The sequence below is a fragment of the Arthrobacter liuii genome, assembly GCF_014639275.1.
In the GTDB taxonomy this organism is placed as follows: Bacteria; Actinomycetota; Actinomycetes; order Actinomycetales; family Micrococcaceae; genus Arthrobacter; species Arthrobacter liuii.
Map to the genome: position 1 here is coordinate 13,238 of NZ_BMFW01000017.1, position 13,114 is coordinate 26,351.

General features: G+C 67.4%; 10 protein-coding genes and 1 pseudogene. 9 read left to right on the top strand and 2 right to left on the bottom strand.

All coding sequences use genetic code 11. The features are described from left to right. The first annotated feature begins 49 nt into the window (after positions 1-49). Positions 50-2,515: a molybdopterin oxidoreductase family protein gene (locus IEW19_RS15250; protein ID WP_188572466.1), complete on the top strand. Its 2,466-nt coding sequence runs from the start codon at positions 50-52 to the stop codon at positions 2,513-2,515. Next, positions 2,512-2,994, top strand: coding sequence for a hypothetical protein (locus tag IEW19_RS15255; protein ID WP_188572467.1), 483 nt, complete (start codon positions 2,512-2,514; stop codon positions 2,992-2,994). The genes IEW19_RS15250 and IEW19_RS15255 overlap by 4 nt, the downstream gene beginning before the upstream one ends. Here IEW19_RS15255 and IEW19_RS15260 read toward each other — a convergent pair. Further along, on the bottom strand, positions 2,987-3,115 hold the full coding sequence (locus IEW19_RS15260) for a MerR family DNA-binding transcriptional regulator (protein ID WP_229748499.1): 129 nt from the start codon (positions 3,113-3,115) through the stop codon (positions 2,987-2,989). The genes IEW19_RS15255 and IEW19_RS15260 overlap by 8 nt on opposite strands. A gap of 192 nt (positions 3,116-3,307) precedes the next feature. Here IEW19_RS15260 and IEW19_RS15265 point away from each other — a divergent pair. The 7 genes and pseudogenes from IEW19_RS15265 to IEW19_RS23580 all read left to right on the top strand — a co-directional run. Continuing rightward, positions 3,308-4,240 (top strand): annotated as a pseudogene (locus IEW19_RS15265) (alpha/beta hydrolase fold domain-containing protein); the annotation flags it as partial. Between the two features lie 56 nt (positions 4,241-4,296). After that, positions 4,297-5,172, top strand: coding sequence for a fumarylacetoacetate hydrolase family protein (locus IEW19_RS15270; RefSeq protein ID WP_188572469.1), 876 nt, complete (start codon positions 4,297-4,299; stop codon positions 5,170-5,172). Next, positions 5,172-6,953: an FAD-dependent monooxygenase gene (locus IEW19_RS15275; protein WP_188572470.1), complete on the top strand. Its 1,782-nt coding sequence runs from the start codon at positions 5,172-5,174 to the stop codon at positions 6,951-6,953. Before IEW19_RS15270 ends, IEW19_RS15275 begins: the two co-directional genes overlap by 1 nt. Next, positions 6,931-8,166, top strand: a complete 1,236-nt coding sequence (locus tag IEW19_RS15280) for a DUF3500 domain-containing protein (protein ID WP_188572471.1) — start codon at positions 6,931-6,933, stop codon at positions 8,164-8,166. The genes IEW19_RS15275 and IEW19_RS15280 overlap by 23 nt, the downstream gene beginning before the upstream one ends. Positions 8,167-8,400: 234 nt before the next feature. Further along, a complete protein-coding gene (ppk2, locus tag IEW19_RS15285) occupies positions 8,401-9,222 on the top strand; it encodes a polyphosphate kinase 2 (RefSeq protein WP_229748500.1) in 822 nt (273 codons plus the stop codon). Positions 9,223-9,248: 26 nt separating this feature from the next. Next, positions 9,249-9,803 (top strand): cation-transporting P-type ATPase, encoded by a 555-nt coding sequence (locus tag IEW19_RS23945; RefSeq protein ID WP_268236269.1) that lies wholly within the window; start codon positions 9,249-9,251, stop codon positions 9,801-9,803. Then, complete coding sequence (locus IEW19_RS23580) at positions 9,727-12,018, top strand: cation-translocating P-type ATPase (RefSeq protein ID WP_268236270.1); 2,292 nt, start codon at positions 9,727-9,729, stop codon at positions 12,016-12,018. The genes IEW19_RS23945 and IEW19_RS23580 overlap by 77 nt, the downstream gene beginning before the upstream one ends. On the opposite strand, the gene IEW19_RS15295 is transcribed toward IEW19_RS23580, so the two are convergent. Continuing rightward, positions 12,015-13,085 carry a quercetin 2,3-dioxygenase gene (locus tag IEW19_RS15295; protein ID WP_188572472.1) on the bottom strand — a complete coding sequence of 357 codons (1,071 nt, stop codon included), beginning with the start codon at positions 13,083-13,085 and terminating at the stop codon, positions 12,015-12,017. The genes IEW19_RS23580 and IEW19_RS15295 overlap by 4 nt on opposite strands. Positions 13,086-13,114: the final 29 nt, after the last annotated feature.

Here is a 13,114-nt window from a genome sequence, read left to right on the forward strand (position 1 = left end):
ACAACGCCGTTTCGGCGCTGCCCGCCGGTTCCTGACAGGAGATGGACAGATGGCCCGGATCGACCGAATAGCTGAACCATGGGGGACAAGGACGCCGTACGGCAGCGGCGGTGAGTGGCCGGTGAGGGTGGATACCCACTTGGCCGAGGGAGTGGCCCCTGACGATGTGGACAGGTGGGTCCAGACGGCATCGCTCCTCCACTCCAACGGCGATGCCATGGACATCGCGGTCAAGGACAACCGGATCGTCGGGGTACGGGGACGGGCCTCGGACCGGGTCAACCACGGCCGGCTGGGGCCGAAGGACCTCTACGGCTGGCAGGCGAACGCGTCACCGGACCGGCTCACCAAACCCCTCATCCGCGAGGGCGGGAAACTGGTGGAAACGGACTGGGACACCGCCATGCGGCGCGTGGTGGACCGGTCCAAGGCGCTGCTGGCGGAGCAGGGGCCCAGCGCCCTCGGCTTCTACACCACCGGCCAGCTCTTTTCGGAGGAGTATTACACGCTGGGCGCCGTGGCCCACGGCGGTATCGGAACCAACCACGTGGACGGAAACACCCGGTTGTGCACGGCCACCGCAGGTGAGGCGCTCAAGGAATCATTCGGCTGCGACGGCCAGCCCGGCTCCTATACAGACGTGGACCACGCGGACGTGATCGCCCTCTACGGGCACAACGTGGCGGAAACCCAGACAGTCCTCTGGACCAGGATGCTGGACCGGCTGGCCGGGCCCAACCCGCCCAAGATCATCTGCGTGGACCCGCGGATGACGCCCGTGGCCAGGGCCGCCACCGTGCACCTGGCCCCGAGGCCGGGCACCAACGTTGCCCTGATGAACGGCATCCTGCACGAGATCATCACCAACGGCTGGGTGGACCAGGACTATATCCAGGCGCACACGGTGGGGTACTCCGAGCTTGAGAAATTGGTCAAGAACTACCCGCCCGCCCTGGTCGCGGAGATCTGCGGTGTTCCTGCGGAGCAAATCCAGGAGGCGGCGAGCATCATCGGCCACGCCGAGCGGCTGCTGTCCACCGTCCTGCAGGGCTTTTACCAGTCCAACCAGGCCACTGCAGCCGCCGTGCAGGTGAACAATGTCAACATCATCCGCGGCATGCTGGGCAAGCCGGGCTGCGGCATCCTGCAGATGAACGGCCAGCCCACGGCGGAGAACACCCGCGAGTGCGGCGCGGACGGTGACCTGGCCGCGTTCCGGAACTGGTCCAATGACGCCCACATCAAGGACCTGGCCAGGGTCTGGAACATCGATCCCATGTCCATTCCGCACTACTCGCCGCCCACCCACGTCATGCAGATGATGCGGTACGCGGAGGACGGCTCCATCCGGATGCTGTGGGTCAGCGGCACCAACCCCGCCGTCTCCCTGCCCGAGCTTGCGCGGATCCGCGGCATCTTGGAGCAGGAGCGGCTGTTCCTGGTGGTGCAGGACATCTTCCTGTCCGAGACCGCCCAACTGGCCGACGTCGTGCTCCCCGCTGCCACGTGGGGTGAAAAGACGGGCACCTTCACCAACGTGGACCGCACCGTCCACCTCTCCGAGAAGGCCGTGGATCCGCCCGGCGAGGCCAAAGCCGACCTGGACATCTTCATCGACTATGCCCACCGGATGGGCCTGCAGGACAAGGACGGGCAGCCGCTGATCAAGTGGCACGATCCGGAGTCCGCTTTCGAGGCCTGGAAGGATTGCACCCGCGGCCGCCCCTGCGATTACACCGGCATCACCTACGACAAGCTGCGCGGCGGCTCCGGCATCCAGTGGCCATGCAACGAGGAGAACCCCGACGGGACCGAACGCATTTACGCTGACGGCAAGTTCTGGGCACATCCCGAGTACTGCGAGACGTACGGGCGCGACCTCATCACCGGCGCGCCCGTGGAGCCATCCGAATACAAGGCGTTGAACCCGGAGGGCAAGGCCATCATCAAGGCCGCCGAATACATGCCGCCGCATGAACTGCCCAGCCGGGACTTTCCGCTTCAGCTGATCACCGGCCGCACGCTCTACCAGTTCCACACGCGCACCAAGACGGGCCGGGCCCCGGAGCTCCAGGCAGCCGCACCGGACGTCTGGGTTGAGTTGTCAGCCGACGACGCCGGCGCGTACGGGATTGCCGAGGGCGACCTTGCGGAGGTGGAGACGCCCCGTGGTTCCGTCCGTGCCAAGGTGCGGATCAGCGGCATCCGTAACGGCGTGCTGTTCCTGCCGTTCCATTACGGCTACTGGGACACCGACGGCGGCCATCAACCGGACGGCGCGGGCAGGGCGGCGAACGAACTGACCATCACGGACTGGGATGCGGCGTCCAAACAGCCAATCTTCAAGACGGCGGCGGCACGCATCACCCGGGTTTCGGGCGGCGACGGGCCCTCGCCGGCGCCCACCAACACGGCGTCGGCCCCCGCCGGCGACTTCCCGGAAGGGGCCAGGACCAAGGGGATTGCCTCTGCCCTCGCGGACGAGGCCACCGGAACGGCAGGAGGGGCACGATGAAATTCGGGCTTGTACTTGAGGAAATGCACCGCTCCGAAAACGACCTTGCGCACCACCTGCTGGTCATCTCGGAGCGGCACAAGGTGGACCACGAGATCTACCACCTGGCCCGTGACCTGGCGCGCTGGTCCCAGCAGCATGTGCGGGACATCGCGGCCATCGGCAAGAACTACGGCCAGGACCTGGATCCGGAGCCGCGCGGCGAAGCGGGACTGATGGAGACCCTCCGGGAAAAGGGCAGCGAGATGGTGGGCCGGCGCCCCGAAACCGGGATGCTGCTGCTGAAGGACCTGCGGGAGCTCTACCTGAAGGCCTGCGGCGTCTCGGCTGACTGGGAGCTGCTGGCCCAGGCTGCCCAGGGAATGAAGGACAAGGACCTGCTGGCCCTTGCCGAACGGTGCCATCCGCAGACGATCCGGCAGATGAAGTGGGCCAACGGCAAGCTGAAGGAATCCGCCACGCAGGTCCTGGTCAGCTGACGGTCCGGACGCTGGCCTGGGGCCGCCCGATGCTGTCGTAGTGGTGCAGCGCCCGGACGGTGACTCCTGTTGCCGCGGCGAGTTCACCAACGCTCCAGGCTGCGCAGGGGCCGAATTCCATACCGCCAACCGTAGGACCTGACGCAGCGTCAGGTTCAACCCCTGCGCGCCGCAATTCCCGGCACCTCCGAACCAGTTTCATTCAGTGAAACCGGCGGCGCGATCGGCACCGCGGATGGCCCAGAGTTGAATGCAGGAGCGCGGACCACGGCGTGGGCCCGCTCCCGACACCACAGGTCATTCAGCACAGGACAGAGACGGCGCGGAACATATGGAGTCAACGATGACGGCACTGCGGATCCTCCGGGGGATCGAGTTCGCCCGGCCGCGCAACGCGGAGCCGCTGCTGCTGGACCTGTACCTTCCCGGCGCCGCAGCGGCAGGTGCCCACCAGGGCGGCAGGCCTGCTGTGATCCACCTCCACGGGGGCGGCTGGAGGACTGGGGAGCGATCCTCGTTGGGACCGGCGGTGGATGGTTTCGGCTTCAGCCCCATCGAGCAGCTCGCCGATGCCGGTTTCGTGGTGGCCTCGGCCGACTACCGCCTCACGGACGTTGCCACCTTCCCGGCCCAGCTGCTGGACGCCAAGGCAGCCGTCCGCTGGCTACGGGCCCACGCCGCGGACTACGGGGTGGACCCGGACCGGATCTACGCCTGGGGCGACTCCGCCGGCGGCCACCTCGCCTGCCTTCTGGGCCTGACGGCCGGATTCCCGGCGTTCGAGGTCCACGACGGCGCGGGGAAAGGCATCGGCAGCCACGGCGCGGACGCGCACGTCGCCGCCGTCGCTGCCTGGTACCCGCCCACAGATCTAACCCGGATGGGCCAACAAGCGCGGCCGGACGCCGTGGCCCGCGCCGACGATCCCGGCTCCCGCGAGTCGCTGTTGATCGGCGCCCAGCCAGCCGACGCACCGGACAAAGCCAGGGCCGCCAGCCCCGTCGCCTACGTGCACCCGGACGCGCCGCCCTTCCTCCTCATCCACGGAACAGCGGACCGGTTCGTCCCCGCGGCCCAGTCCGCCGGCCTTGCCGAGGCGCTGGAAGCGGCGGGCAACGCCGTCGAACTTCTCCTGTTGGAGGACGCGGACCATATGTGGACGACGCCGGACGGCGGCAGCTCAGCGGCTGAGCAGGCAACTGCCGCCACCATCGACTTCTTCCGCCGCCAGGCGGAACAGCACTGAATTTCCCAAACCAAACCGGGGCGGCATGCGCCCGGACAGACCTGAAAGGCCCCTCCATGCAGTTCATCGGCATCACCCACCACGGCGGACCCTGGGCAGCGGTGCTCGCCGGTTCCCGCGTCCTTCCGCTCGCCACCGTCACCGAATTCTGGGCCGACGCCGAGGGCTGGAAGGACAAGGCAGCCAGCCTGGTATCCGCCACGGATGGGGCGGACGACGCCGGCGCCTGGCTGGAACGCGGCAGCGTCACCGAAGTGCCGCTCGTCCCTGCCGCCGCACGGGTTATCTGCGTCGGGCTGAACTACAAGGCGCATGTTGCCGAGGGCAGCTTCAAGGACCAGGAACTGCCGCCGTATCCCACGCTTTTTGCCCGGTGGACCGCATCCCTGTCCGTGGGCAACGCGCCAGTCCCCGTCCCCGCAGGGGAGGCCGGGCTGGACTGGGAAGGCGAAGTGGCCGCCTACATCGGCCGCCGCGTGGAGTCCGCGGACCAAGCCACGGCTGCCGACGCTGTCTTTGGCTACTCCACGTTCAACGACATCACGTCCCGCAGGGCCCAGAAGCTCACCTCGCAGTGGACCCTGGGCAAGAACGGCGACTTCAGCGGCCCGCTGGGCCCCCTGGTCAGCCGCGACGAAGTGGGCGACCTCCGGGACGGGCTCCAGGTCCGCACTCGCGTCAACGGCTTCGAAGCCCAGAACGGCAACACTCGGGACATGATCTTCTCCGTCCCGGCCATCATCGCGCTCATCAGCGAAACCTTCACCCTGCACCCGGGGGATGTCATCGCCACCGGCACTCCGGACGGCGTGGGCTACGCCCGCACCCCGCAGTGGCTGCTGCAGCCGGGCGACACCGTGGAAGTGGAGGTCGAAAAGCTCGGCACCCTGACCACCCCGGTGGGGGACATTTCCCTCCGGAGCCGTGCCTGATGAATGCCTTCCATCCCGGCCCGGGCATTCCGGAGGAAGCGCAGGTCCTGATAGCCGGTGGCGGCCCCAGCGGGTTGTTCCTGGCTTTGGACCTCGCCTCCCGCGGTGTCGCCAGCACGGTCATCGAACCGCGGACCGGCGTGGACCCCACCCGGCCCCGGGCCAAGACCACCAACGCCCGCACCATGACCCACCTGCGCCGCCTGGGCCTCGCCGATGCGCTGCGGAAGGCCTCACCGTTGCCCGTGGAGTACGCGCAGGACGTCATCTTCTGTACCGGGCTCACCGGCCCCTCCGCGCATGAGCTGCGCCGGTTCCGCAACGCCTTCCAGCTGGTCCCCGGGCGGTACGGTCCGCAGCCGGAGTGCGGCCAGCAGGTCCCCCAGCCCGTCCTCGAAGAAGTGCTCCGTACCGCGGTCGCGGACAACCCGCTGGTTACCTTCGTGACCGGCTGGTCTGTCCATGAGGTCCGGGCCCCGGGCACCGGAGGAAGCGAAGCCGGCAGGACTGACACCAGCGGAACCGACGGTGAGGCAGCCGAGGCGCCTTACGCCGTCGTCGTAGCTGATGCTTCGGGTGCCTGCCGCACCATCGCGGCGGAGTACGTCATCGGGGCCGACGGCGGGTCCTCCGCCGTGCGCCGCAGCCTTGGCCTTCGCCTGGAAGGTGGCTCCGCTGCGCTGTCCAACATCAGCATCCTGTTCCGCTCGCGCTCCCTGGCGTCCGCCGTCTCCCTGGACCCCGCGGTGCAGTATTGGGTGGTGGGGTCGGAAACGTCCGGCATGGTGGGACCGATGGACCTGGCCGGCACCTGGTGGGCCATCATCCAAGGCGTTGATCCTGCCGCCAGCATCACTCCGGAGGACGCAGCCGCGATGGTCCGCTCCCTGGTGGGCGGCGAGGTGGACGTGGAGGAGGTGGCCACCGATCCCTGGACCGCACGCATGCTGCTTGCCACTGGGTACAGCCGCGGCAACGTCTTCCTGGTGGGCGACGCCGCGCACCTCAACCCGCCATGGGGCGGCCACGGTTTCAACACCTGCATCGGGGACGCCGCCAACCTGGCCTGGAAGCTCGCCGCCGTCATCAACGGCTGGGGCGGCCCGGGGCTGCTGGCCAGTTATGGGGCGGAACGCCGGCCGGTGGCAGCCCGCACCATCCGCGACGCCGCCGAGAACGGCAAGGCCCTGGCCTACCACTTCGCGGACGCCTCCCTGGCTGCCGCCGGGCCCCGTGGCGGCGCCGCGCGGCAGGCAGCCAACGTGGCGCTAGCCGTGAAGCAGAGCGAGTTCGATTCCCTGGGGCTGGTGCTGGGGTACTCGTACGGGAACTCCTCACTGGTGGTGCCGGACGCCCTGCCCGTACCGGCAGAGGACCCCATCCGCTACGTCCCGTCCGCGGGCCCGGGGGCCCTGCTGCCGCATGCCTGGCTGACGGACTCATTGTCCCTGTACAGCGTTCTGGGACCCGGCTTCACACTATTGGTCGACGCCGGGACGCTGGGCGGGGTGCCGGCGAGGGACGTCTTCCAGCCGGTGCTGGCAGCCGCTGCCCGGACGGGCGTCCCGGTGACCGTCGCCGTCGTCGGACCAACCGACGACGGTACTCAGCTTTCCCACATATGGGGCGCCGGCACCCTTCTGGTCCGCCCGGACCAGCACGTGGCGTGGCGGGGGAATTCCGCCGCGGCTGCGGGCGCAGCCTTGTCCGTGGCGGCCGGTTGGTCGCCCACTTCCCTCGAGCACACCAGGAGCATCCGTGTCGACGCCGTCATTCCGTGACTTCCTCTTTGCCCCCGACCACCCGCGGGTCGCAGAGATCCGGGGCCTGAATGCCCGCGAGTATGCCGAAGCGGCCAAGGCCGACCCGTTCGCGGGGCCCATGATCGAGGGCTGGAAGAAGCTGTATCCGCAGCCGTTTACGGGCATCACGAACGACGGCGTCCGCCGCCCCGGGCTGTTTCCCCTTGCTCCCGCGCGGGCTGGGGAGGAGGCGCCGACGGCGGCGATGGCCGCGGCAGCCCGCAAACTCCTGGGCACTGCCACTGGTGACCGGGCGCGGACGCTCCGCTACGCCGTGGACGCGCCTGAATGGCAAAGCTGGGCCAACCCCGAGTTCATGCAGCACGACACCGGGATCCGCCTTGATGAGTTGGATCCTCCCGTCCGCGACGCGGTCCTGGGGGTGGTGGAGGCAAGCCTCAGTGCCAAGGGTTTTGAACTGGTGCGGAACCTGATGCGCATCAACGGTTTCCTTGGGGACCTGGTGGAGCTGCCGCTGCTGATGAACGAATTCAGCTACAACTTCGCCCTTTACGGTGAACCGTCCGAAACCGAACCCTGGGGGTGGCAGCTGTTCGGTCACCACGCCGCGCTGAACTGCCTGGTGGCGGGGACGCAGCTGGTGGTCTCGCCGGTGTTCATGGGCGCCGAGCCGGACATGATCGACGCCGGTCCGCACCGGGGCGTGAAGGTATTCAAGGAGCGCATCGCCCTTGCGCGGCAGCTGATGGGGGCGCTGCCGTCCGGGTTGCGCGCCGAGGCCACCGTGTATGGATCGATGGCGGATCCGGCGATGCCCGAAGGCCGCCTCCACCCCGGCGACGAGCGGCACCTGGGTGGCTGCTTCCAGGACAACCGGGTGATTCCGTATGAAGGCATCCGGGTTGATGACATGCCCGCGGCTGCCCGGGAGCTGCTGGACGCGGTGGTGGAGGATTTCATCGCGTATCTGCCGGACGGCCCCCTCGCCGCGCGCCGCCGGGAGATCCAGGAGCACTACGGCGAAACCTACTTCAGCTGGATCGGCGGCTGGGAGGGGGAGGAAGCCTTCTATTTCCGCGTACAGAGCCCGGTGGTGGTGCTGGAACTTGACCACCACACCGGCGTGTTCCTCAGCAACGGGGAGCCTGCGCCGTTCCACATGCATACGGTGGTCCGGACGCCGAACGGCAACGACTACGGCCGCGCCCTGGTGAAGCAGTTCACCTCCTAGCCCAGCTCATCGATTACGGAGCAATGGGTTGGCGCGTCAATAGGGCCCTATTGCCCTAGAACTTGATTCCGGCCAGGGCAACACTCGAAGCAGCGGGTCGCGGCACGGGAGTGCGCGTGATTGGTGCCTACGGCTTACCGGCCCCGTTTCTCCCATCCCCGGGTGCCGGTTCCGTCGGAGTCGCGGTTCTGCTACCTGATTCGCCCTAGGAAGTACCCAACCAGGAGGCCGGCCGTGGGCAAAAAGAAGAAGAACAAAGGGAGCGCCGATCAGGGGCCCAGTACGAAGATGGGCCGCAAGGAGTACGAGGCCGAGATGGCCAAGCTGCAGGGCGAGTTGGTCGCCCTGCAGGAGTGGGTGAAGTCCACCGGAGCCAAAGTCTGCATCGTATTCGAGGGCCGCGACACGGCTGGCAAGGGCGGCACCATCAAGCGCATCGTCGAGCGGGTGAGCCCCCGGGTGTTCCGGGTGGTGGCCCTCCCCACTCCGACGGACCGGGAAAAATCCCAGATGTACCTGCAGCGCTATATGGCGCATTTTCCGGCGGCCGGCGAGGTGGTCATCTTCGACCGCAGCTGGTACAACCGGGCGGGCGTCGAGCTTGTGATGGGTTTCTGTACCCCGGAGCAGAGCCAGAAGTTCCTGAACATGACCCCGCTGGTGGAGAAGGCGATGGTGGACTCCGGCATCATCCTGCTCAAATTTTGGCTCGAGGTCAGCGCGGACGAGCAGACCCGTCGGCTCAAGAGCCGCATGGACGATCCGCGCAAGACGTGGAAGCTGTCGCCGATGGATTTGCAGTCCTACAGCCGGTGGTACGACTACTCTCGGGCGAGGGATGCCATGTTCGAGGCAACCGACACCGCCTGGGCACCGTGGTACGTCGCGAACAACGACGTTAAAAAGCGAGGCCGGCTCAATATCATCAGCCATCTGCTGAGCCAGGTGCCTTACGAACCGGCCCCGGGGCTCGACATCGAACTGCCAAAGAGGCAGAAGGCCGGCGACTACCGCGAGCCGACCGTGACGCCGCGGCAGATCCCCACACCGTTCTGAGCAGCGCCGGCGATGAGGAGTACGTCATGAACAACAAGCCCGGAGCAGCGGCCGTGGTGGTCCAGGCCGAAGCGGACGCGGCCTGGTGCGCGCTCTCTCCCGGAGAAGTCGAGAGGCAACTGCGGGTGGACCCGGCCCGCGGCCTGAGCGCGGCCGAGGCGCAGCAACGGCTGCAGGAGTACGGCCCGAACGCCTTGGCCGCCGCGAAGCAGGAACCAGTCTGGAAACGGTTCTTCAAGCACTATGCGGACTATATGCAGATCGTGCTTGTGGTCGCCGCGCTGGTCAGTCTGTTAATCGGGGAGTACGGGACCGCCATCGGGCTGGCTGTGCTGACGCTTTTCAACGCATGGCTGGGGTATCACCAGGAAGGCAAGGCCGAAGAGGCTGCCGCATCCCTGGGCAAAATGATGAAGGCGATGGCCAAGGTGCGCCGCGACGGCGTCATGGCCGAAGTCCCTGCAGAGCAGATTGTGCCGGGCGATATCGTGGTTGTCGACGCAGGTGACCGCCGTCCCCGCCGACGGCCGGATCATCCTGGCAGCGACCCTGCAGATCGAGGAGGGCGCCCTGACCGGTGAGAGCGTCGCGGTCGAGAAGGACGCACAGTCCCTCAGCCGGCACGACGCCGGCATCGGAGACCGCGTGAACATGGCGTTCATGAACACCAACGTCACCCGCGGACACGGCGAGATCATTGTCACCACCACGGGCATGGGCTCGGAGGTGGGCCACATCGCCCACATGCTCTCGGGACAGAAAGTCGAGAAGACCCCGCTCACCAAGCAGGTGGACCGGCTCACCATCTTCATCATCGTTGCGGCCCTCTTCGCTTTCATCGCCATCGTCGTGATGGGCCTGGCCCAGGGCGAATCCTTCGCGGTGCTCTTCGGAATCGGTGTGGCACTGGCAGTCGGCTCCATCCCTGATGCGCTGCCCGCCGTCGTCACCACCATCCTGTCCGTCGGTTCGGTCAACATGGCCAAGAAGAACGCCATCATGAAGGTCCTGCCCGCTGTCGAGACCCTGGGCTCCACCTCGGCGATCAACTCGGACAAAACCGGCACCCTGACCCTGAACCAGATGACCGTCCGTGAGATCACGACTGTCCAGCACCATTACACGGTGAGCGGGGAGGGCTACAGTTTCGACGGCCAGGTCCAGCGGACCACCGGCGACGCCGAGCAGGACCTGGACTATGTGATGTTCCCGTGCGCCCTGTGCAACGACTCCGATATCCAGGACGGCGAGGTCATCGGTGACCCCACCGAGGCGGCGTTGTACGTCCTTGCGCAGAAGGGTGGCGTGGATGTCACGGAGTTCCGCAGGAACCACCCGCGGGTGGCGTCAGTACCTTTCGACTCCGACTACAAATTCATGGCCACCTTCCACCGGATGCCGGGCGCCGACGGCAGGCCCGTCATCCGGGCCTACGTGAAGGGGGCGCCCGACGTCGTCCTCGGCAGGTCCTCGCCCGGGCGGATGCCGGGCGGCCGCGCCGCGGCCCTCACCGAGGAAACGCGCGCAAGGGTGCTCGCAGAGAACGACCGCATCGCCGGCCAGGGCCGGCGGGTGTTGGCCCTGGCACAGCGCGAGTTCGACCCCGCGACGTTCGATCCGTCGGGTGACCTCATGGCGCTCATGCAGGACCTGGAGATCAGCGCCCTGATCGGCGAAGTGGACCCGCCACGCGCGGAGGCCGTGGCCGCCATCGCCACGGCGAAGCAGGCCGGCATCCGGATCCGGATGATCACCGGCGACCACGCTGTCACCGCGGCGGCGATCGCCGAGGAACTGGGCATCAGGGGCCGTGCGGTCACCGGCGCAGAGTTCGCAGCCTTGAGCGACGACGAGGCCGACAGCCAGGTGGACGGCATCGGCGTGATCGCCCGTGTCGCGCCCGAACACAAGGTCCGGCTGGTCCAGGTCCTCAAACGCAAGGGCCACGTCGTGGCCATGACCGGCGACGGCGTGAACGATGCGCCGGCCATCGCCGCGGCCGACATCGGGATCGCGATGGGCATCACCGGCACGGACGTCGCCAAGGGAGCGGCCAAGATGATCCTGGCCGACGACAACTTTGCCACGATCGTGGCGGCCGTTGAAGAGGGCCGCCTCGTATACGACAACCTGCAGAAGTTCATCCGCATCCAGGTCGCCAACCTGTTTATGTTCATTCTGGCGTTCATCGGCTCGTCCGCCTTCGCCATCGCCGGGACGGCCCTGTTCACCCCGGCCCAGGTGCTGTGGATCCACATGGCCGTCGTGGCCCCCATTGGTGCCGTGATGGGCCTGGACCTCGCGACGCCGGGCATCATGGACCGCAAGCCCCGTCCCTTCAACCAGCCGATCATTGTCCGGTCCATGATGGTGCGCCTGCTCTTCGTCGGGCTGTTCATGGCGGCCGCGACGCTGGTCCTTGTGCAGCTCGGCAAGACAGACTACGGCTCCCTCGAGGTCGGCCAGAGCATGGCGATTGTTGGCCTCGGGCTCATGAACATCACTGTCGCCCTCAACCTGCGCTACCCCGCGGACAGCGCCTTCGGGCCCTCCACGTTGTCCAACCCGAAGTTGCTCTGGGCGTTCGCGTGGGCTTTGGTGGGCTCGATGCTGATCACCCAGATGCGCGTGCTGCAGGACCTCTTCGGCACCGTCCCGCTCACCGGCCGGCAGTGGGTGGCGTGCCTGGTGCCGGCCGTGGTGCTGCTGCTCGCCGGCGAGCTCTTCAAAATGATCCTGCGCGCCCGGCAGAAGGGGACGGAGGCGTCCGGCCGCCCGGCCCTGGACCGGGCTTAAAACACGTCCAGGGCTGCGCTGCGCTGCGGCGGGGGACCCACGACGGTCAGGTCCATCTCGGCCTGGGCGCGGCCGAAGCCTTCCATGTCCATATAGGGTTCGCCGCCTTCGGTGTACATGTAGTCCCCGGTGGGCTCATTGAAGTATTCGAAGAACCCGTTGAACACGGACGGCGTCAGGAAGCCCACCATCTGCGTGTTGTGGGCGTCGAGCGCGAACGAGTGGATGGTGCCGGCCGGGGCATGGACAAAGTCTCCCTTGGTCAGGAGCATCTCGCGGCCGTTCGCGTAGAGCCACATGCGGCCCTCGGTGCAGAGGAAGTTTTCCGTGTGCTGGGAGTGGAAGTGCAGCGGGATGTAGGGGGTCTTGGCGCCCTTGGTGTGCACGGCGAAGTAGTTCGAGCCGGTGTTGGCGGGCCGGGACAGGTAGGTGAACATGGTCTGGTAGCTGACCATCCGCTCTCCTTCGCCGGCACTCAGGAAGTAGGGGCTCTGGGAAGGCGGCAGGCCGGCGTCGTGCTTGAATGACGGCGCCACGCGCTCAACGTTGGGGAAGGTGATGCCGAACTCGGCGCCCACCTCGGCCTGCGCCTGCAGGCTGGCCCTGTTTCCGGGGCGGACCGGCGGGACGTGCGAATCGATGGGCGTTCCCACCCGCTCGTAGTACTTTTCGCCGCCGCCGGGCGTCATCCAGTTCAGGAAGCGGGTGTAGTGGCTGGCCATCCGGTAGGCGTGCGGGGTGTTGGGCGGGATGACCACCGAGTCGCCGGGGGTGAGGATCCTGCTCTCGCCGGGCAGCCACACGTGCAGGATCCCGTCGAAGACGTAGAGCGTCTTGTGCTCGATGCTGTGGCTGGCAAAGGGGGACTCGGCCCCCATGCCGCCGGAAATGTAGGCCGCGCTGAAGATGCCGCCCGTATCGGCCGCGCGGGCGATGACGGTCACCAGCTGGCCGTTGATTTCGTAGCGTGCGCCTTCGCCCGACGCCATGTAATACGGGACCGCCTCCCCGGGCAGCGCGTTGGCCACCGGGAGTTGCTTGTTCATTTCCTCAACGCTGAGGGACATGGTTTCCTTCTTTCCAGTCGGCCGGCCCT